General features: G+C 62.7%; 19 protein-coding genes and 1 tRNA gene. All 20 read left to right on the plus strand.

From position 1 onward, the window contains the following. The first annotated feature begins 85 nt into the window (after window positions 1-85). Window positions 86-829: a penicillin-insensitive murein endopeptidase gene (gene mepA, locus J9893_RS18285; RefSeq protein WP_039038706.1), complete on the plus strand. Its 744-nt coding sequence runs from the start codon at window positions 86-88 to the stop codon at window positions 827-829. Between the two features lie 42 nt (window positions 830-871). Continuing rightward, window positions 872-1,477, plus strand: coding sequence for a LemA family protein (locus J9893_RS18290; RefSeq protein WP_210600111.1), 606 nt, complete (start codon window positions 872-874; stop codon window positions 1,475-1,477). Then, window positions 1,474-2,208, plus strand: coding sequence for a TPM domain-containing protein (locus tag J9893_RS18295; protein ID WP_210600110.1), 735 nt, complete (start codon window positions 1,474-1,476; stop codon window positions 2,206-2,208). The genes J9893_RS18290 and J9893_RS18295 overlap by 4 nt, the downstream gene beginning before the upstream one ends. A gap of 22 nt (window positions 2,209-2,230) precedes the next feature. Further along, the gene (locus J9893_RS18300; RefSeq protein ID WP_201969222.1) at window positions 2,231-2,848 is read left to right on the plus strand and encodes a TPM domain-containing protein; all 618 of its coding nucleotides are present in this window, start codon (window positions 2,231-2,233) and stop codon (window positions 2,846-2,848) included. Between the two features lie 266 nt (window positions 2,849-3,114). Next, window positions 3,115-3,202: transfer RNA gene (locus J9893_RS18305), tRNA-Ser, on the plus strand. 828 nt (window positions 3,203-4,030) lie between these two features. After that, entirely contained in the window at window positions 4,031-4,738 is a 708-nt protein-coding gene (locus J9893_RS18310; protein ID WP_210600109.1) for a flagellar motor protein, read from the plus strand. Next, on the plus strand, window positions 4,716-5,591 hold the full coding sequence (locus J9893_RS18315) for a flagellar motor protein MotB (RefSeq protein ID WP_010675026.1): 876 nt from the start codon (window positions 4,716-4,718) through the stop codon (window positions 5,589-5,591). Before J9893_RS18310 ends, J9893_RS18315 begins: the two co-directional genes overlap by 23 nt. Before the next feature lie 256 nt (window positions 5,592-5,847). Beyond that, complete coding sequence (locus J9893_RS18320) at window positions 5,848-6,252, plus strand: NADH-quinone oxidoreductase subunit A (RefSeq protein ID WP_039038710.1); 405 nt, start codon at window positions 5,848-5,850, stop codon at window positions 6,250-6,252. A 29-nt stretch (window positions 6,253-6,281) separates the two neighbouring features. Then, complete coding sequence (locus J9893_RS18325) at window positions 6,282-6,956, plus strand: NADH-quinone oxidoreductase subunit B (RefSeq protein WP_010675028.1); 675 nt, start codon at window positions 6,282-6,284, stop codon at window positions 6,954-6,956. A gap of 38 nt (window positions 6,957-6,994) precedes the next feature. Further along, window positions 6,995-8,764 carry an NADH-quinone oxidoreductase subunit C/D gene (nuoC, locus tag J9893_RS18330; protein ID WP_210600108.1) on the plus strand — a complete coding sequence of 590 codons (1,770 nt, stop codon included), beginning with the start codon at window positions 6,995-6,997 and terminating at the stop codon, window positions 8,762-8,764. A 72-nt stretch (window positions 8,765-8,836) separates the two neighbouring features. Continuing rightward, on the plus strand, window positions 8,837-9,376 hold the full coding sequence (nuoE, locus tag J9893_RS18335) for an NADH-quinone oxidoreductase subunit NuoE (protein ID WP_010675030.1): 540 nt from the start codon (window positions 8,837-8,839) through the stop codon (window positions 9,374-9,376). Continuing rightward, window positions 9,373-10,758, plus strand: a complete 1,386-nt coding sequence (gene nuoF / locus J9893_RS18340; protein ID WP_210600107.1) for an NADH-quinone oxidoreductase subunit NuoF — start codon at window positions 9,373-9,375, stop codon at window positions 10,756-10,758. Before nuoE ends, nuoF begins: the two co-directional genes overlap by 4 nt. A gap of 57 nt (window positions 10,759-10,815) precedes the next feature. Continuing rightward, on the plus strand, window positions 10,816-13,545 hold the full coding sequence (nuoG, locus tag J9893_RS18345; RefSeq protein WP_210600106.1) for an NADH-quinone oxidoreductase subunit NuoG: 2,730 nt from the start codon (window positions 10,816-10,818) through the stop codon (window positions 13,543-13,545). After that, on the plus strand, window positions 13,542-14,507 hold the full coding sequence (gene nuoH, locus J9893_RS18350) for an NADH-quinone oxidoreductase subunit NuoH (protein WP_010675033.1): 966 nt from the start codon (window positions 13,542-13,544) through the stop codon (window positions 14,505-14,507). Before nuoG ends, nuoH begins: the two co-directional genes overlap by 4 nt. 90 nt (window positions 14,508-14,597) lie before the next feature. Next, complete coding sequence (gene nuoI / locus J9893_RS18355; RefSeq protein ID WP_010675034.1) at window positions 14,598-15,140, plus strand: NADH-quinone oxidoreductase subunit NuoI; 543 nt, start codon at window positions 14,598-14,600, stop codon at window positions 15,138-15,140. Between the two features lie 9 nt (window positions 15,141-15,149). Continuing rightward, on the plus strand, window positions 15,150-15,689 hold the full coding sequence (gene nuoJ / locus J9893_RS18360; protein WP_010675035.1) for an NADH-quinone oxidoreductase subunit J: 540 nt from the start codon (window positions 15,150-15,152) through the stop codon (window positions 15,687-15,689). Between the two features lie 79 nt (window positions 15,690-15,768). Continuing rightward, window positions 15,769-16,077: an NADH-quinone oxidoreductase subunit NuoK gene (gene nuoK, locus J9893_RS18365; protein WP_010675036.1), complete on the plus strand. Its 309-nt coding sequence runs from the start codon at window positions 15,769-15,771 to the stop codon at window positions 16,075-16,077. Beyond that, on the plus strand, window positions 16,074-17,921 hold the full coding sequence (nuoL, locus tag J9893_RS18370; protein WP_210600105.1) for an NADH-quinone oxidoreductase subunit L: 1,848 nt from the start codon (window positions 16,074-16,076) through the stop codon (window positions 17,919-17,921). The genes nuoK and nuoL overlap by 4 nt, the downstream gene beginning before the upstream one ends. A gap of 69 nt (window positions 17,922-17,990) precedes the next feature. Continuing rightward, window positions 17,991-19,508, plus strand: a complete 1,518-nt coding sequence (gene nuoM, locus J9893_RS18375) for an NADH-quinone oxidoreductase subunit M (protein ID WP_201997010.1) — start codon at window positions 17,991-17,993, stop codon at window positions 19,506-19,508. Between the two features lie 43 nt (window positions 19,509-19,551). Next, a complete protein-coding gene (nuoN, locus tag J9893_RS18380) occupies window positions 19,552-21,015 on the plus strand; it encodes an NADH-quinone oxidoreductase subunit NuoN (protein WP_210600104.1) in 1,464 nt (487 codons plus the stop codon). Window positions 21,016-21,187 lie beyond the last annotated feature (172 nt).

A 21,187-nucleotide genomic window follows, 5' to 3' on the forward strand; every position in this document is an offset into this window, starting at 1 on the left:
ACCGCGACACGGATGACGGCCAGCCGCCACTCTTGGTATGCTTGGGGCTGTCTGAGCCCGCACTGGGCGCCATCCCGGGAGTCCCATGTTCGCCACCGCCCTGCTCTTGTCCGCGAGCACACTCTATGCCGAGGCCATCGGCGGCTACTCCGCCGGCTGCCTGAAAAATGCCGTGGCCCTGCCCCTCGAAGGCCCTGGTTATCAGGTGATCCGCACCAAACGGCTGCGCTATTACGGTCACCCCGACCTCATCCATTACCTACAGCATCTGGCCAACCAGACCAGACTGGCCGGCATGCCGGATCTCTATATCGCCGACCTCGCCATGATGCACGGGGGGCCTTTTACCTCAGGTCATCGCAGCCACCAGACCGGCCTGGATGCCGACATCTGGTTCAGGATGGCTGACAGACCCATCAGCCGCTGGGAGCAGGATGCCCCCAGGGAGTGGGCGCTGATCGACGAACCCAGCTACCGGATGCTGCCCGGCCGATTCGGCCCCAGGCAACTCAATCTGCTGCGCCTTGCGGCTGATCGCCCCGAGGTGGCGCGCATCTTCGTCAACCCCGTCATCAAGGCCGAGGTGTGCAAACAGGCACCCGGTGAAGCCTGGGTCGGCAAGCTGCGCCCCTGGGTCGGCCACTTCAGCCACTTTCACGTGCGCCTGCGCTGCCCGGCAAACAGTCCGGACTGCCAGCCCCAGGCTCCCATTCCCCCCGGCAATGGCTGTGGGGAGGAGCTGACCTCCTGGCTCAAGGACAAACCCCAGCTGCCCAAGGTATCGATGAGCTACCGCGCCCCCCTGTTACCCAGGCGTTGTGAGGGCTGACCACAAGCTGTTATGGTGAACCTATTTCCGAGAGAAATATCAATGGAGAACAACAAGATGGCCACTTTACTCTGGCAGCGTGGTACCCGTGCCCTGCTGACCCTGACCCTGCTGCTGGGCTTGACCGGCTGCGGCATGAACACCATTCCGACCCTGGATGAGCAGGTCAAGGCGAGCTGGGGACAGGTCGAGAACCAGTACCAGCGCAGGGCCGATCTCATTCCCAACCTGGTGGCCACCGTCAAGGGGTACGCCAGCCACGAGCAGGAGACCCTCAAGGCGGTCACAGATGCCCGTGCCCGAGTCGGCAGCGTGCAGGTGAGTGACCCCTCCCAGCTCAAGGCGTTCGAGGCGGCTCAGGAGCAGCTCTCCAGCGCCCTCTCCCGGCTGATGGTGGTGGTCGAGCGCTACCCGGATCTGAAGGCCGATCAGCAGTTCCTGACCCTGCAGGCCCAGCTGGAAGGCACCGAGAATCGCATCGCGGTGGCCAGACGGGATTACATCGAAGCAGTACGCCAGTTCAATACCGAGATCCGTACCTTCCCCGGGGTCATCTGGTCCAAGCTGCTCTACTCCGATCTGGAAGCCAAACCCACCTTCAGCGCCAAACCCGGTGCCGATGAGGCGCCCAAGGTCAGCTTCCAATGAACGTGATGAGACGCTGGCTGGCGCTCTGTCTGCTGCTCTGTGCAACGGCGCTGCATGCCACCCCCGATTTCCCGGCCCTGACCGGGCGGGTGGTGGACGAGGCCAATCTGATGTCCCGCAAGCAGGCCCACCAGCTCGCACAGCAACTGGCCGTCTTCGAGAAGCGCAGCGGCGTCCAGCTGGTGGTGGTCTCCATCGACACGCTGGCGGGGGATACCATCGAAGAGTACGGCTACCAGCTCGGTCGCCACTGGGGCATCGGCCAAAAAGGCAAGAACAACGGCGTTCTGCTGATCATCGCCCAGGACGAGCGCAAGGTGCGCATCGAGGTGGGTTATGGCCTGGAAGGTGCCCTGCCCGACGCCATCGCCGCCAATATCATCCAGACCCGGATCCTGCCCGCCTTCAAGCGCGGTGACATGGTGGCCGGCATCCTCGCCGGCAGCCAGGGCATCATGCAGGCCCTGGCCGGGGAGTATCAGCCCGTGGACAACACCAGCAAGGCCGACAAGCAGGGCGGTCCCTGGCTCTTCATCCTGGTGGTGATTGCGATGATCGTGCTGCACAACCTGCGCGGCGGCGGCGGTGGGCCGGGAGGACGTCGCCGGGCCGCCTACATGGCCGGTGGATTCGGTGCCGGCTCTTTTGGCGGCCGCACTGGCGGTGGTGGTGGCGGTTTCAGTGGTGGCGGCGGCAGCTTTGGCGGCGGCGGTGCATCTGGCGGTTGGTAATCAGGGAAAAAGAGACAACAAGATGATTTCGAAACAGTTTTTCCACACCTTGCAGGCCAGGGTTCGACAGGCCGAGCAGGCCACGGATGCCGAACTGGTCACCGTGCTGGCCCCGGCCAGCGATGGCTATCGCTATATCCCGACCCTGTGGGCCGCCCTGCTGGCCATGCTCACCCCCCTGCTGGTCTTCCAGCTCGGCTTCTGGCTTGGCTGGTACGAGATCCTGCTGGTGCAGTGGTCGGTCTGGTTGCTGCTGAGCCTGCTGTTCCACTGGACGCCCATCAAGATGCGGCTTATTCCCAACAAGGTACGCCGTCACCGGGCCGCCCTGATGGCCCGCCTGCAGTTTGTCGAGCAGGGACTTCACCGCACCCGGGACCGGCTCGGGGTGCTCATTTTCGTCTCGGTGGCGGAGCACTATGTGGAGATCCTGGTAGACGACGGGATCGCCCAGCACATCGACAACTCCCAGTGGCAGCAGATCATCGACGACTTCGTGGTTCGGGTACGCAACAAGGAGGTCGAGCAGGGGTTCCTGGAATGCGTGGAGCGCACCAGCGCCATTCTGACCGACGCCTTCCCCGCCACCCGGGATCAGAACGAGCTGCCTGACAGCCTGATCATTCTCGACAAGCCCTGAACGGGCTTAAAAAACCGGCATTCTGTTCAAGGGATAGGCACTCGATAAAGATTATGAAAAATAAGGGGAAAAGTGGTTGACCCAGGCAGCCCTTTCCCCTAAATTACGCCCCGTTCCAGCGCAACGGCGCAACGAACACCGTGTTGGCTGAACACGTTAAATCACAGACCAGAATTTGGTGAGGTATCCGAGAGGCTGCCCACCGACGAAGTCGGCAAGATGCACGCGCAGCGTGCTCCGAAAGCCACTTTAAGCAGTAAAAATTTGGTGAGGTGTCCGAGTGGCTGAAGGAGCACGCCTGGAAAGTGTGTATACGGCAACGTATCGAGGGTTCGAATCCCTCCCTCACCGCCAGATAAAGTAAAAGGCCCCGTCGCAAGACGGGGCCTTTTACTTTTTCCGATGATGGGCGGCTCGGTTCAAACCCTGTCGACAGGCGGGCAGGATAGCCCGACTGGACGGCCAGAGGCCGCCCGCAGGGCGAGCGCCAGGGATGGTGCGAGTCAATCCCGATCCAGCGTACAGCTTGAAGTACCGACCTCAGGGTCGGTTTTTTGCTTCAAGGTGGCTGCCAACCCCCTGGCAGGAGAAACCCGTCATCGGCGGGGGCCAGAAAAAACGGTTTGCCGCGATACCTGGCCGAGTGCCGCCCAGCCAATCCCATCCCTTCCGCCTCGCTGCTCTCTGCTCTCTGCCGACAGGGGATATGCCCCGAGGGCAGCCAGCCCTCTCTCGTTGACAGCTTATTACGCCAAGCAAAGAGAAAGTGACGATATAGATGACCAATAATCTCTCAAGAAAAGCACAGTATATTGTGATATCACCTGGATAACTGCCTCGTCCTGCCATGCCGGCACCGTCAACCTGCTCTACAGATCAGGCGGCACAGGCCGATGCCACCGGACACTACCGGGTCTGCGCAACCTCTCGGATATTGCTCACCGATTGGATATCGTTTTGAAAAACTGATAGTTAAATGGCTACACTAGCCTCACACATCGCATAGGGATATGGACAAATGAGTCTTATTGGCTTGCTGCTGGCCCTGGCAGCCATTCTAGGGAAAGTGCGAACAAGTATCCCACGAACAAAAAATGAAAATTTTAGTCATTTAATATCAATGGGTTACCAGTAAATGCTCTCGTGCCATATGACTTATTCGCACCTTCCCTAGGTGGCAACATGATAGAAGGGGGGCACCCCAGCGCCCTGCTCGATCTGCCCGCCTTTCTCATCGTGATCGGCGGTACCGTCGGTGCCGCACTGACCCAGTTTCCTTTCTCCGTGGTTGGTAAAACCCTCAAGCGCTTCAAGTGGCTCATCACTCCCCTGCGCCTCGACATGCTGGAGCAGGCCCAACTGCTTGAAACCCTGGCGGGCAATGCACGGCGCAGTGGCATGCTGGCACTGGAGGGCATGATCGACGACATCAAGGATCCCTTCCTGCAAAAAGGGGTACAGATGATGGTCGATGGCTACGAGAAGACCAAGATCCACGAGGTACTGGAAAACGAGATCGAGTTCGAGCAGGAAGATATCGAACAGACCGTCAAATTCTACGAGGCCATGGGGGGCTACTGCCCGACCATGGGGATCGTCGGGGCCGTATTTGGTCTCATTCACGCCATGGGCCTGCTGGATGCCCCCGACAAGCTGGGGGGCGCCATCGCGGTGGCCTTTATCGCCACCATCTACGGGGTGTCGGCCGCCAACCTCATCTTCCTGCCCTTCGGCAACCGCTACAAGTCGTTTGCCCACCAGATCCGCCACTACAAGGAGATGACCCTCACCGGCATCCTCTGCATCGTGGACGGCGAGTCACAGCAACGGCTGCAAGTGACCCTTGAGCCTTACCTCGGAGGCCACAGTGGCGAAAAAGAAAAAGGCTGAGGCGCCGGAGAACCACGAACGCTGGCTGGTCTCCTACGCCGACTTCATGACACTGCTGTTCGCCCTGTTCGTGGTGCTCTACTCCTTCGCCATGGCCAAGCAGTCGGAGACTCGCGTGCTCATTCAGGGCTTTATCGAATCTCTTGGCAAGATAGGGCTGGTCTCCCTTCCCGCCGGCTCCCCCGTGATGCAGGGGGGCACAGGCATACTGGAACCCGAGTCCAAGACCACCCCCAATACCTCCCAGAAAGAGCAGGTGCTGGATACCCAGACGCCCGCAGCGGCGGCCGACCCTTTCAACGAGACCATCGGCTCCTCGGAGAAACCTACGGCCACGGAGTCCTGGCCCCACAAGACCAAGGAGCAGGATTGGGTCACGGTCACCAAGCAGAAGCTGGATCAGCAGCTCAAGAGCCAAATCGAGTCCAAGGAGATCGAGGTGGAGCAGCTTGGCAGCCAACTGGTCATCCGCATCGGCGAAAAGACCTTGTTCCCCGCCGACTCCGCCTTCTTGCAGCCCCAGTTCATTCCCCTGGTCAACAAGGTCTCGGACGTACTGGCAGACATCCCCGGCATGGTGGTGGTCACCGGTCACACCGACAACTCCCAGGCGCCGGTGGAGCTCTATCGCAACAACTGGGAGCTGTCGGTGCTGCGGGCAGCCACCATCACCCACACCCTGCTGACCAACCCCAAACTGGATTCACGACGGCTGATCGCCCAGGGGGTGGCGGATACCCAACCCCGTTATCCGAACGATACCCCGGCTCACCGCCAGGCCAACCGCCGGGTGGAGATCGTGCTCTCCCAGGGCAAGGCGGCAGAGCAGAGCCTCCCCGTTCTCCAACCCTGAAACAGACCCCGCCATGCGGGGTCTTTTGTTTCCTGCCATCCACCGGATTTTCAAACTATCCGGTTTTTTTCTGCTACATAAAAACGATTGAAAACAATTCTCAAACGAGAAAGTTGACCCCGCTAGCAAAACACAATTTTCATCCCGTTGATTAATAATTAATCCTTTGAAATGACATGTAAATCAGTACGAAAGTGGCATACTACGTAACATCATTGTTAAGTCACATGATTAATTTGGTTAGGGAAAAACCTATATGTTTGCTGATATTGCCGTCCAGCACTGGGCTTTTGCTGTCTATGTCATTGGCGCCATATGTATCTGCTTGACCATGATAGGCCTGGCGGCCTTGCTGGGGGGGCGCGCCTATGGCCGTGCCAAGAACAAACCCTTCGAATCCGGGGTGGATTCCGTCGGTAACGCCCGCCTGCGCTTCTCCGCCAAGTTCTACCTGGTCGCCATGTTCTTCGTCATCTTCGATGTCGAAGCCCTCTATCTCTTTGCCTGGTCCGTCTCCGTTCGGGAGAGCGGCTGGGTCGGCTTCATCGAAGCCACCATCTTCATCACCCTGCTGCTGGTAGGCCTCCTCTACCTGTGGCGCATTGGTGCCCTCGACTGGGCCCCGAAAAAGCGTGTCCTGACTGACAAGAAACCAGACTGAACTACCGATTATCTCTTTGAGGTTGCACCATGAAGTACACCCTGACCCGGATTGACCCGGATGCGCCCGTTGAGCGCTACCCCCAGGAACAGCGCCAGACCGTCGATGATCCACTGGCGCAGCAAGCGACCCGCGGCATCATGATCGGGCGCCTCGAAGAGGTGCTGCAAGACACCGTCAACTGGGGCCGCAAGAACTCCCTCTGGCCCTACAACTTCGGCATCTCCTGCTGCTACGTGGAGATGTGTACCGCCTTCACCTCTCCCCACGACGTGGCTCGCTTCGGTGCTGAGGTCATACGAGCCTCCCCCCGTCAGGCCGACTTCATGGTGATTGCCGGCACCCCCTTCATCAAGATGGCCCCTGTCATCCAGCGGCTCTATGAGCAGTTGCTCGAGCCCAAGTGGGTCATCTCCATGGGGGCCTGCGCCAACTCCGGCGGCATGTATGACATCTACTCCGTGGTACAGGGGGTGGACAAGTTCCTGCCGGTCGATGTCTACATTCCGGGCTGCCCGCCCCGCCCCGAGGCCTTCCTGCAAGCCCTGATGCTGCTGCAGGAGTCCATCGGCAAGGAACGCCGCCCCCTCTCCTGGGTGGTGGGGGATCAGGGGATCTACCGTCCCCAGATGCAATCCGAGAAGGAACGCAAGCGCGGCGAGCGGATCAACGTGACCAACCTGCGCACGCCGGATGAGATCTGATCATGAAACTGACTCGAGAATTCCCAAGCAATTACACCATGGCACAGTGGCAAACCGCCGATCACGCCGATGCCCAGGTGGTCGGCGAGCTGTTCGCCCACTTCGGTGCCGAGCGCTTCACCGTGCAGAGCACCCGTACCGGCGTGCCGGTCATCTGGCTCTCCCGGGATCTGCTGCTGGACGTGATGGGCTTCTTGCAAAAGCAGCCCTCCCCCTTCGTGATGCTGTTCGATCTCAGCGCCATCGACGAACGGATGCGCAGCCATCGCCACGGCCTGCCGGAGAGCGACTTTACCGTCTTCTATCACCTCATCTCCATCGACCGTAACGCCGACGTGATGCTGAAAGTGGCGCTCAAGGAGAGCGATCTCCATCTGCCCACCGTCAGCCGCCACTTCCCCAACGCCAACTGGTACGAGCGGGAAGTGTGGGATCTGATGGGGATCACCTTCGATGGCCACCCCCATCTGACCCGCATCATGATGCCCAAGAGCTGGCAAGGGCACCCCCTGCGCAAGGACTACCCGGCGCGCGCCACCGAGTTTGATCCCTTCATGCTCGATGCGGTCAAGCAGGATCAGGAGCAGGACAACCTGCTGTTCAAGCCGGAAGAGTGGGGCATGGCCCGCGGCAACGAGAACGAGGACTACATGTTCCTGAACCTCGGGCCGAACCACCCCTCCGCCCACGGCGCCTTCCGCCTGGTGCTGCAACTCGACGGGGAAGAGATCCGCGACTGCGTGCCCGACATCGGCTATCACCACCGCGGCGCCGAGAAGATGGGCGAGCGCCAGTCCTGGCACAGCTACATCCCCTACACCGACCGGGTCGAATACCTGGGCGGCGTGATGAACAACCTGCCCTATGTGCTGGCGGTCGAGAAGCTGGCCGGCATCAAGGTGCCGGCGCGGGTCGACATGATCCGGGTGATGATGGCGGAGCTGTTCCGCATCCAGAGCCACCTGCTGTTCCTTGGCACCTACATTCAGGACGTGGGCGCCATGACCCCGGTCTTCTTCACCTTCACCGACCGGCAGCGGATTTACACCATCATTGAAGCCATCACCGGAGCCCGCATGCACCCGGCCTGGTTCCGTATCGGCGGCGTGGCCCACGATCTGCCTGCCGGCTGGACCCGCCTCATCCAGGACAACCTGTTGAGCTGGCTGCCCAAGCGGTTGATGGAGTATGAAAAGGCGGCCATGCGCAACAGCATACTGCGGGGCCGCACCATAGGCGTCGCCGCCTACAACACGGCCCAGGCCCTGGCCTGGGGCACCACGGGGGGCGGTCTGCGGGCCACGGGGCTCAACTTTGACGTGCGCAAATGGCGCCCCTATTCCGGTTACGATCAGTTCGAGTTCGAGGTGCCGGTGGGCAGCAACGGGGACGCCTACGACCGCGCCACCGTGCGCATCGAGGAGATCCGCCAGAGCCTGTCCATTATCGAGCAGTGCATGAAAAACATGCCTGAGGGCCCCTTCAAGGCGGATCACCCGCTCACCACGCCACCGCCCAAAGAGCGCACCCTGCAGGACATCGAAACCCTGATCACCCACTTCCTTCAAGTCTCCTGGGGGCCTGTCATGCCGGCCGCCGAGTCCTTCCAGATGATAGAGGCGACCAAGGGGGTCAACAGCTATTACCTGACCAGCGACGGATCCACCATGAGCTACCGGACCCGGATCCGCACCCCGAGCTTTGCTCACCTGCAGCAGATCCCCTCGGTGATCCGCGGCCAGATGGTGTCGGATCTTATCGTCTACCTGGGCAGTATCGATTTCGTTATGTCAGATGTGGATCGTTGAGTCCTCTCGCCCCGGCAGCCGGGGCGAAGGGCAAGACGCGCAGTAAAGGGACAAGCCACAAAAGGTCAAGTCATGAGCCAATGTCAGTGTCACAATAACCAGACCCCACAAGGGCAAGGGGCATGCAGCAGCCAGCAGGGAGATTTCGTCCTGAGCCAGGCTGAGCGCGATGCCATCGAACACGAGAAACACCACTACGAAGATCCCCGTGCAGCCAGCATCGAAGCGCTCAAGATAGTGCAACAGGCCCGTGGCTGGGTGCCTGACGGCGCCATTCACGCCATCGGCGCCGAGCTCGGCATCCCCGCCAGCGACGTGGAAGGGGTCGCCACCTTCTACAGCCAGATCTTCCGCCAGCCGGTGGGTCGTCACATCATCCGTGTCTGCGACAGCATGGTCTGCTACATCAACGGCCACGAGCAGTTGCTTGCCGGTCTGAAAGAGGTCGTCAATCTGGCCCCCGGTCAGACTTCCCCGGATGGCCGCTTCACCCTGTTGCCCGTCTGCTGCCTCGGCAACTGCGACAAGGGGCCGGCCATCATGATCGATGACGATACCTATGGCGGACTCGATGCCGTCAGCCTGCTGAAAACCCTGGAGGCTTACCCATGAGCATTCAGCCAGGCAAGGCGCTTGCCTCCCTCGGCACCGCCAATCGCATCCCCCGCACCGCCGAGACTCACCCTCTCACCTGGCGCCTGCGGGACGACGGCCAGCCGGTGTGGCTCGAGGAGTACCAGGCAAAACAGGGCTATGAGGCCGCCCGCAAGGCGCTTGGCCAGATGAGCCCGGATGACATCGTCAGCACCGTCAAGGATGCCGGCCTCAAGGGACGCGGCGGCGCCGGTTTCTCCACCGGCGTGAAGTGGGGCCTGATGCCCAAAGACGAGAGCATGAACATCCGTTACCTGCTCTGCAACGCCGACGAGATGGAGCCCAATACCTACAAAGACCGCATGCTGATGGAGCAGCTGCCCCACCTGCTGATCGAGGGGATGATCATCAGTGCCCGGGCTCTCAAGGCCTATCGCGGCTACATCTTCCTGCGCGGCGAGTACGTGGATGCCGCCATCCACCTGCGCCGCGCCGTGGAAGAGGCCAAGGCCGCGGGGCTCCTTGGCAAGAACATCCTGGGCTCGGGCTTTGACTTCGAGCTGTTCGTCCACACCGGCGCAGGTCGCTACATCTGCGGCGAAGAGACGGCCCTCATCAACTCCCTAGAAGGACGGCGCGCCAACCCGCGGGCCAAACCCCCCTTCCCCGCCGTCTCCGGCGTCTGGGGCAAGCCGACCTGCGTCAACAACGTCGAAACCCTGTGCAACGTGCCCGCCATCATCGGCAACGGTGTGGCCTGGTATCAGGGGCTGGCACTGCCGGGTTCGGAAGATCACGGCACCAAGCTGATGGGCTTTTCCGGCAAGGTCAACAATCCCGGCCTGTGGGAGCTGCCCTTTGGCATCACCGCCCGCGAGCTGTTCGAAAACTACGCCGGCGGCATGAAGCCCGGCTATCGCCTGAAAACCTGGCAACCGGGCGGCGCCGGCACCGGCTTCCTGCTGCCCGAGCACCTGGATGCCCAGATGTATGCAGGCGGCATCGGCAAGGTGGGCACCCGCATGGGTACGGGTCTTGCCATGGCGGTGGATGACAGCATCAACATGGTCTCCCTGCTGCGCAACATGGAGGAGTTCTTTGCCCGCGAATCCTGCGGCTGGTGCACCCCCTGCCGCGACGGCCTGCCCTGGAGCGTCAAGATCCTGCGGGCGCTGGAGCGGGGCGAGGGCCAACCCGAGGATCTCGCGACCCTGGAACAACTCGTCAGTTTCCTGGGCCCGGGCAAGACCTTCTGTGCCCATGCCCCCGGCGCTGTCGAGCCCCTTGGCAGTGCGATGAAGTACTTCCGCTCCGAATTCGAGGCCGGGGTCAAGGCCCCCCATGACAATCACAAGCGGTTCAAGGGTATCCAGCCCAACCTGCTGGGCGAGCGCTGGTAAGCGCCAGGACGCATCGGGCAATAGCCGATTTCACAAAACAGGTTTCAGGGAAGTTGTATGGCAACCATTCATGTAGACGGTAAAGAGTACGAGGTAGACGGGGCAGACAACCTGCTGCAAGCCTGTCTGTCGCTGGGTCTGGACGTCCCCTATTTTTGCTGGCACCCGGCGCTGGGTAGCGTCGGTGCCTGCCGCCAGTGCGCGGTCAAACAGTATCAGAATGCCGACGACAAGCGCGGCCGCCTGGTCATGTCCTGCATGACCCCCTCCACCGATGGCACCTATATCTCCATCGAGGACGAAGAGGCGAAGGAGTTTCGCAAGACGGTGGTGGAGTGGCAGATGACCAACCACCCCCACGACTGCCCGGTGTGTGAAGAGGGCGGCGCCTGCCACCTGCAGGACATGACGGTAATGACCGGCCACAACAGCCGCCGCTACCGTTTCACCAAGCGCACCCACCAGAACCAGGATCTGGGCCCCTTCATCAACCACGAGATGAACCGCTGCATCGCCTGCTACCGCTGCGTGCGCTACTACAAGGATTACGCCGGCGGCGAGGATCTCGGGGTCTATGGCGCCCACGACAACGTCTACTTCGGCCGGGTCGAGGATGGCACTCTGGAGAGCGAATTCTCCGGCAACCTGGTGGAGGTCTGTCCCACCGGCGTCTTCACCGACAAGACCCACTCCGAGCGTTACAACCGCAAGTGGGACATGCAGTTCGCCCCCAGCATCTGCCAGGGGTGCTCGGTCGGCTGCAACATCAGCCCGGGTGAGCGCTACGGCGAGCTGCGCCGCATCGAGAACCGTTTCCACGGCGCCCTGAACCACTATTTCCTCTGCGATCGCGGCCGCTTCGGCTACGGTCACGTCAATCTGACCGACCGCCCGCGCCAACCCCTGCTGCAGGATGGCGGCGACAAGCTGGCCATCACGGTGGATGGCGCCCTGAACCGGGCCGCGGATGCGCTGCGCACCGCCAGCGGCGTCATCGGCATCGGCTCACCCCGCGCCTCCTTGGAGAGCAACTTCGCCCTGCGCGAACTGGTGGGGGCCGCCAACTTCTACTCCGGGGTCGAGCAGAGCGAATGGGAATGCCTGCAGAAGATGCTGGACATTCTGGAGCACGGCGGCGTGCGCACTCCCAGCCTGCGCGACATGGAAGAGGCCGACGCCGTGCTGGTGCTCGGGGAAGACGTCACCCAGACCGCCGCCCGCATCGCCCTGGCCCTGCGCCAGGCGGTGAAAGGCAAGGGGCGCGAAATTGCCCGCAAGCTGAAGGTGGATCTCTGGCAGGTCGCTGCCGTGCAGACCCTGGCCCAGAACCAGCGCTACCCCTTGCTCATCACCAGTCTGGATGCCACCCGCCTGGATGACGTGGCGAGCAGCACCCTGCACGCCCCCCACGCGGATCAGGCACGCCTCGGGTTTGCCATCGCCCACCTGCTGGACGCCAGTGCACCGGCACCAACGGATCTCTCCCCCGAACAGCAGGCCCTCGCCGCCCAATGGGCCGACCTGCTTGGCAACGCCAAAAAGCCCCTCATCATCGCAGGCAATGGTGCCCGCAACGAGGCGCTGATCGAAGCGGCCAGCAACATCGCCCGCGCCCTCAAGGGCCGTGGCCAGGCCGCGGAGCTTGCCCTGGTGGCTCAGGAAGCCAACAGCCTGGGGCTGGCCATGCTGGCCCGGCATGCCGCCCCGCTGGAGGCAGCCCTCGAGCGCATGGAAGGGGAAGAGAGGCTTGCCCTGGTCGTTCTTGAGAACGACCTCTACCGCCGAGCCCCCCGCAGCCGAGTGGACGCCGCCCTGGATCGCCTGCAACACCTGCTGGTCATCGACCATCAGGAGACGGCCACCGCGAAGAAGGCGGATCTGGTGCTGCCTGCCGCCAGTTTTGCCGAAGGCGATGGCACCCTGGTCAACATGGAAGGCCGCGCCCAGCGCTTCTTCCAGGTCTATGCTCCCGCCTTCTACAACGCCGATATCCAGGTGCGCGAAAGCTGGCGCTGGCTGGATGCCCTGCAAGGGAGCCAGCAACCGCGTTCGGTTCGCTGGAGCACCTTCGACGATGTGAGTCGCGATTGTGCCGCCAGCGCCCCGCTGCTCACCACCATGGGTGAAGCTGCACCCAACGCTGGCCTGCGCATTCGCGGCATGAAGCTCGCCCGGGAGCCGCACCGCTACAGTGGTCGCACCTCCATGCTGGCGAACCAGAACGTGAGCGAGCCCAGAGTCGCCCAGGATCCCGATTCGCCGTTCGCCTTCTCCATGGAAGGCTACGCCGGAGCCCGCCAGCCCCTCTCCCAGGTACCGTTTGCCTGGGCGCCGGGCTGGAACTCCCCCTCCGCCTGGAACAAGTTCCAGGACGAGGTGGGTGGCAACCTGCGTGCCGGGGATCCCGGTCGCCGCCTGCTGGAGCCGGGCGAAGGCAACCTGGGCTGGTTTGGCGCCATCCCGGCCCCCTTCCAGCCCGCCGCATCCCTGCAGGTGGTGAGCTATGACCAGCTGTTCGGTGGCGAGGAGCTCTCCGCCAGAAGCCCGGTCATCCAGGCTCGCATGGGGGAACCCACCCTGGTACTGAACCCGGCGGATGCCGCGCGCCTGGCACTGTCCCCTGACGCGCTGGTGGCCTTCTCCTGGGGTGGCAACCACTGGCGTCTGCGTCTTCGCCTGAGCGATGCGCTGACTCCGGGCCTGGCAGGGTTGCCACTCGGGGTGAACGGCCTGCCGACCGCCCTGCACCACGCCCTGATCGATAACCTGCAGGAGGTCATCGCATGAGCGACTCTCTGATGGATCTGCTGATCGAGGTCGGCAAGGCCCTGGTCGTGCTCGTGGGGATCGTGGGGGCTGGCGCCTTCATGAGCTTCATCGAGCGCCGCCTGCTAGCACTGTGGCAGGACCGTTACGGCCCCAACCGGGTTGGCCCCTTCGGCCTGCTGCAACTGGCCGCCGACATGGTCAAGATGTTCTTCAAGGAGGACTGGATCCCGCCCTTTGCGGATCGCCGGATCTTCGTGCTGGCCCCCATCATCGCCTTCACCGCCTTCATCCTGGCGTTTGCGGTGGTGCCCATCACCCCCACCTGGGGCGTGGCGGATCTCAACGTGGGGCTGCTCTATATCCTGGCGATCGCCGGGCTGGCGGTCTATGCCGTGCTATTCGCCGGCTGGTCGAGCAACAACAAGTACTCCCTGCTCGGCAGCCTGCGCGCCTCGGCCCAGACCCTCTCCTACGAGGTGTTCCTTGGCCTCTCGCTCATGGGCATCGTCATCCAGACCGGCAGCTTCAACCTGCGTGACATCGTCGAGGCCCAGGCCGGCATGTGGAACGTGATCCCCCAGATCCTGGGCTTCGTCACCTTCCTGTTTGCCGGGGTCGCCGTCACCCACCGCCACCCGTTTGACCAGCCGGAGGCCGAGCAGGAGCTCGCCGACGGTTATCACATCGAGTACGCGGGCATGAAGTGGGGTCTCTTCTTCGTGGGGGAGTACATCGGCATCGTGCTGATCTCTTCCCTCATCGTGACCCTCTTCTTCGGTGGCTGGCACGGCCCCTGGCTGCCGCCCTTCATCTGGTTCGCCCTGAAGACCGCCTGTTTCATGGTGTTCTTCATCCTGCTGCGGGCCTCCCTGCCCCGCCCGCGCTTCGACCAGGTGATGTCCTTTGGCTGGAAAGTGTGCCTGCCCCTGACCCTGCTCAACATGCTGGTCACCGCTGCCGTGGTGCTGATGAATGCGTGAGCAAAACGAAATGGACATGACGATGATTCGGCCGTCTGCGGCAAGGAAACGCCCAGACGCCAGTGCTGATAAATGTGCAGTGAGGCACCTATGAAAATTACGAGCATTATCAAGGGTGTTGGCACCCAGTTGCGCAGTCTTGGGATGGTCTTCTCCCATGCCTGGCGCCCCCGTGAAACCCTGAGCTACCCGGAGCAGCCGGTCTACGCCGCCCCCCGCTTTCGCGGTCGCATCGTACTGACCCGGGATCCTGACGGCGACGAACGCTGCGTGGCGTGCAACCTGTGTGCTGTTGCCTGCCCGGTCGGTTGCATCTCCTTGCAGAAGTCGGAGCGGGAAGATGGCCGCTGGTACCCGGAGTTCTTTCGCATCAACTTCTCCCGCTGCATCTTCTGCGGCCTGTGCGAGGAGGCCTGCCCCACCACCGCCATCCAGCTGACGCCGGATTTCGAGATGGGGGAGTATCGTCGCCAGGATCTGGTGTACGAGAAGGAAGATCTGCTGATAAGCGGCCCCGGCAAATACCCGGACTACAACTTCTACCGCATGAGCGGGATGGCCATCGACGGCAAACCCAAAGGGGATGCCGAGAACGAAGCCAAGCCCATCGATGTCAAGAGCCTGCTGCCCTAGGAGTCAATCATGGAACTGGCATTCTATGCCGCGGCCCTGGTCGCCGTTTACAGCACGCTGCGGGTGATCAGCACCAGCAACCCCATGCATGCGCTGCTCAATCTCATCATCTCCCTCATCGCCGTGGCTATGATCTTCTTCTGCCTGGGCGCGGCCTTTGCGGGGGCCCTGCAGGTGATCGTCTACGCCGGCGCCATCATGGTGCTGTTCGTGTTCGTGGTGATGATGCTGAACCTGGGGAGCGCCCAGGATCAGGAGAAGAAGTGGCTCACCCCCATGACCTGGGGTGGCCCGGCCCTGCTCTCCCTCATTTTGCTGGGCTTTCTGGCCCACGGCATTCTCGGCGTGACCGGCGGTGAACTGGGTCTGACCGAGGTCAGCGCCAAGGAAGTCGGTATCGCCCTGTTCGGCCCCTATGTGCTGGCGGTGGAGCTCGCCTCCATCCTGCTGCTGGCGGGTCTGGTCACCGCCTATCACCTGGGCCGCGAGGACAAGAGCGGGGAAGTGCTCTCCGTGCCTCGCACCACACAGGAAGGAGGTCAGCAATGAGCGACATCCCCGTGGTGATGCATGGCTCGCTGCCGGCAGCCCGCCCCCTTTCCATCCAGCAAGCACAAGGAGCATGGCGATGAGTGGAATTCCCATGGAGCACGGCCTCCTGCTGGCGGCCATTTTGTTTGCCATCGGCCTGTGCGGCCTGCTGATACGCCGCAACCTGTTGTTTATCCTCATGAGTATCGAAATCATGATGAACGCGTCCGCCCTGGCGTTCGTGGTGGCGGGTAGCCGCTGGGCCCAGGCCGACGGCCAGATCATGTACATACTGGTGATTTCTCTGGCGGCAGCGGAGGCCAGTATCGGCCTCGCCCTGTTACTGCTGCTCTATCGTCGTTACCACACCCTGAACGTGGACACTGTGAGCGAGATGCGCGGATGAGCCTCCTATATCTGACTTTCCTGTTCCCGCTGCTGGGATGGCTGCTGCTGGCCTTCTCCCTCGGCCGCCTCGGCGAGCGCACCTCGGCGCTCATCGGTGTCGGCAGCATCGGTCTCTCGGCCCTCACTACCCTGTGGGTCGGCATCGATTTTCTCAATACCATGCCGGAAGGCGGCGTCTATACCCAGACCCTGTGGCAGTGGATGACGGTGGGCGAGTTCCAGCCCGCCTTCCGTCTCTCTCTGGACGGGCTGTCGCTGACCATGCTGGGGGTCGTGACCGGGGTGGGCTTCTTCATCCACCTGTTCGCCTCCTGGTACATGCGCGGGGAAGAGGGGTATTCACGCTTCTTCACCTACACCAACCTCTTCATCGCCAGCATGCTGTTCCTGGTGCTGGCCGATGACCTGCTGTTCGTCTACCTGGGCTGGGAAGGGGTGGGGCTGTGCAGCTACCTGCTGATCGGCTTCTACTACAAGGATCGCAACAACGGCGCCGCCGCCCTCAAGGCGTTCGTGGTGACCCGGGTCGGCGACGTCTTCCTCGCCATCGGGCTCTTCGTGCTCTACCGCGAGCTCGGCACCCTCAACATTCACGAGCTGCTGGTGCGAGCCCCCGCGATGTTCGCAGAAGGCTCCCCTGCCCTGTCGTTCGCCTGCCTGATGCTGCTCGGCGGCGCGGTCGGCAAGTCAGCCCAGCTGCCGCTGCAGACCTGGCTGGCGGACGCCATGGCGGGCCCGACCCCGGTCTCGGCGCTGATCCACGCGGCCACCATGGTGACCGCTGGTGTCTATCTCATCGCCCGCACCCACGGCCTCTTCCTGCTGGCACCGGAGATCCTCCATCTGGTGGCGCTGGTTGGTGCCATTACCCTGGTGCTGGCCGGTTTTGCCGCCCTGGTGCAGACCGACATCAAGCGGATCCTGGCCTACTCCACCATGAGCCAGATTGGTTACATGTTCTTGGCCCTGGGGGTCGGTGCCTGGGAAGGGGCCATCTTCCACCTGATGACCCACGCCTTCTTCAAGGCGCTGCTGTTCCTCTCCGCCGGGGCCGTCATCGTTGCGACCCACCACGAGCAGAACATCTTCAAGATGGGGGGCCTGCGCAAATCGCTGCCGCTGGTCTACGCCTGCTTCCTGGTGGGGGGCTCGGCCCTGGCCGCGCTGCCGCTGGTGACCGCCGGTTTCTACAGTAAGGACGCCATCCTCTGGCAGGTGCAGGCCAGTGGCCAGAGCGCCCTGCTGTGGGCCGGTCTGGGTGGAGCCTTCCTCACCTCCCTCTACACCTTCCGCCTCATCTTCATCGCCTTCCACGGCAAGGAGCAGACCCAGGCTCACGCCGGACAGGGCCTTGCCCACCATCTGCCACTGCTGGTGCTGCTGGTGCTCTCCACCGGCGTCGGCGCCCTCATCGTGCCTCCGCTGGCAGGAGTGCTGCCGGCCGGCCCGGGAGATCACATCGAGGAGGGTCGCCATGGCCTCGAGATCCTCTCAGGCGTCATCGCCGTGGCAGGCATTGCGCTGGCCGCCTTCCTCTTCCTCGGCGAACGTCGCCTGGCGAAGGGGATCGCACAGAGTGCGCCGGGGCGGGCTCTGTCCCTCCTCTGGTTCAATGCCTGGGGCTTTGACTGGCTTTATGACCTGATTTGGGTCAAGCCCTACCTACTGGCGACTCGCCTGCTCGGCAAGGATCCGCTGGACAGGATGATGAACCTGCCCGCCGTGCTGGCCCAGGGGGGGCATCAGCTGCTGGCCTGGACCGTCTCCGGCAAGTTGCGCTGGTACGCGGCCTCCATGGGGATGGGCGCCGCCCTGATCCTGGCCCTGCTGCTGCTCGGCTGATCCATGAGCCCAATATTGTGTGGCAGGCTCAGCGCCTGCCCGACTAGAACCTAGATGAGAGCTGATATCGTGACCTTACTCTGGATCTTGCTAATTCCCTTCATCGGCGGCTTGCTCTGCTGGCAGATGGAGCGGCTCGGCGGACAGTTTGTCCGCTGGGTGGCCCTCGCCTCCATGAGCGCCTGTCTGGTGCTCTCCAGCGCCATCTGGCTCGGTGGTGACTTCACCCTCGCCAACCCCGGCCTCCCCGTCTGGGCAGCCGAGTGGCAACAACCCTGGATCCCCCGCTTCGGCATCTCCCTGCACCTCGCCGTGGACGGGCTGTCGCTCCTGATGGTGATCCTCACCAGCTTCATCGGCGTGCTGGCCATCCTCTGTTCTTGGAAGGAGATCGTCCAGCGCATCGGCTTCTTCCACCTCAACCTGCTGTGGATCCTGGGGGGCGTGCTCGGCGTCTTCATGGCGGTGGATCTGTTCCTCTTCTTCTTCTTCTGGGAGATGATGCTGGTGCCGATGTACTTCCTGATCGCGCTCTGGGGCCACTCGGTCACCGATGGCAAGTCGCGCATCAACGCCGCCACCAAGTTCTTCATCTACACCCAGGCGAGCGGCCTCATCATGCTGGTGGCCATCCTGGGCCTGGTACTGACCCACCACGCCGCCACCGGTGTCTTCACCTTCAACTATCAGGAACTGCTCAACACCCCCATGAGCAGCACGGTACAGTGGCTGCTGATGCTGGGCTTCTTCATCGCCTTCGCGGTCAAGATGCCCCTGGTGCCGCTCCATGGCTGGCTCCCTGATGCCCATAGCCAGGCGCCCACCGCAGGCTCCGTGGATCTCGCGGGCATCTTGCTGAAAACCGCGGCCTACGGCCTGCTGCGCTTTACCCTGCCGCTCTTCCCCGAGGCGTCCGCCGAGTTTGCCCCCTACGCCATGGTGCTCGGCCTCATCGGCATCGTCTATGGCGCCCTGCTGGCCTTTGCCCAGACCGACATCAAACGGCTGGTTGCCTACACCAGCATCTCCCACATGGGCTTCGTGATGATCGCTATCTACTCGGGCAGCGAGCTCGCCCTGCAAGGGGCAGTGGTACAGATGATTGCCCACGGGCTCTCGGCCGCCGGCCTCTTCATTCTGTGCGGTCAGCTCTACGAGCGTCTGCACACCCGGGATCTGCGCCAGATGGGTGGTCTCTGGGGACGGCTGCGCTACCTGCCCGGCGTGATGCTGTTCTTCTCCGTCGCATCCCTCGGGATGCCGGGGACCGGCAACTTCGTCGGCGAGTTCCTGATCCTCATCGGCAGCTTCCAGGTGGCCCCCGTCATCACCGTCATCGCCACCTTCGGGCTGGTGCTGGCCTCGGTCTACTCCCTCATCATGCTGCAGCGGGCCTGCTTCGGGACGCCCCAGGAGGAGAGCATGCTCAAGGGGCTGGATACCCGGGAACTGACCATGATGCTGACCATCGCCGGCCTCTTGGTGCTGCTTGGTCTTTATCCCCAGCCGGTGCTCGACACCGCCAGCAGCAGCCTCCTGAGCGTGCTGCACTGGTACGCGCTGCCGGGCACGGGGGCGCTGCAATGATGCTTTCTCTTTCGCCTTCCTTGTCCATGTCGGGAGCACTGTCATGACGTTTACTGTTTCTCAACTGCTGGCCCTGCTGCCACTGTTGCTGACCACGGGGGCCATGGTGGCCCTGATGCTGGCCATCGCCTGGAAGCGCTGTGACGACACCGCCTTCGTGGTCACCATCATCGGCCTCAACCTCGCGCTCTTCTCCCTGCCCATCGTGATGGCCCAGGGGGATCAGGGGGTCACTCCCCTGCTGCAAGTGGACGCTTACGCGGTCTTCTACATGGGGCTGGTGCTCATCGGGGCCCTGGCCACCTGCACCTTCGGTCGCACCTGGCTCAAGGGCTATCCGGACAACCGGGAAGAGTTCTACCTTCTGCTGCTCATCGCCACCGCCGGTGGTCTGGTGCTGGCAGCCTCCCGTCACCTCGCCTCGCTCTTCATTGGGATAGAGATGCTGACCCTGCCCATGTTCGGTCTGGTGGGGTATGCCTATCGCGAGCGGCACTCGCTGGAAGCCAGCATCAAGTACATGGTGCTCTCCGCCAGTGCCACCGCCTTCCTGCTGTTCGGCATGGCACTGCTCTACGCCCAGGCCGGAAGCCTGAGCTTCAGCGATCTCGGTGTGACCCTGGCCCAGAGCCCGGCTCACCATCCGCTGCTGATGGGGGGCTTTGGCCTGATGCTGGTCGGCTTTGCGTTCAAGCTGTCCCTCGCCCCCTTCCACCTCTGGACCCCGGACGTCTATGAAGGGGCGCCGGCACCGGTGGCCACCTTCCTCGCCACCGTGAGCAAGATAGCCGTGTTCTGCGTGCTGCTGCGCTTCTACCTGGCGGTACCCGCCACCTCGGATCCCATGATCCACTGGCTGCTGGCGGCCATGGCGGTCCTCTCCATCGTGGTCGGCAACCTCCTGGCGCTGATCCAGACCAACATCAAGCGGATGATGGGTTACTCCTCCATCTCCCACTTCGGCTATCTGCTGGCAGTGGTGGTGGCAAGCCGCCTCGGCGAGATGCCGGTGGAAGCGGCGGGTGTCTACCTGCTGATGTATCTGTTCACCAGCCTGGGGGCCTTCGGCGTCATCAGCATGATGTCCAGCCCCTATCGCGGCAAGGATGCGGACTCCCTGCACAGTTATCGCGGTCTGTTCTGGAAGCGCCCCTATCTGACGGCGGTGATGACGGTGATGATGCTCTCCCTCGCGGGTATCCCCATGACGCTGGGCTTCATCGGCAAGTTCTACCTCATCGGCGTCACCGTCGATGCCAAGCTGTGGTGGCTCAGTGGCGCCATCGTGCTCGGCAGTGCCCTGGGGCTCTACTACTACCTGCGGGTCATGGTCACCCTCTACCTGCGTGAACCCGGCATGCAACTGCGCGATGCCAGGGCCGACTGGGCCTTCTCCTCCGGGGGCCTGGTGGTGCTGCTCTCAGCCATTCTGGTGGTATTGCTCGGCATCTACCCCCAGCCCGTCATCAGTCTGGTACAGGGCTTCCAGCACGTGGTGCTGCGCTAGCCTCAGGTTCACAGTTCACACAGCGAAACCGGCCTCCGTGGCCGGTTTTTTATGTCCGCCAAGGCCCGGTCCGGCTTGCCCGTCTGGCAGGCGATACCAGATCGGTCCTCTCAATCCATGCCATATCCTCCAGCAAGCAGCTCGCCGAGCAGCGAGCTGAAGATGGCCTTGC

The organism is Aeromonas sp. MaB10011B, assembly GCF_017939325.1.
In the GTDB taxonomy this organism is placed as follows: domain Bacteria; phylum Pseudomonadota; class Gammaproteobacteria; order Enterobacterales; family Aeromonadaceae; genus Aeromonas; species Aeromonas caviae.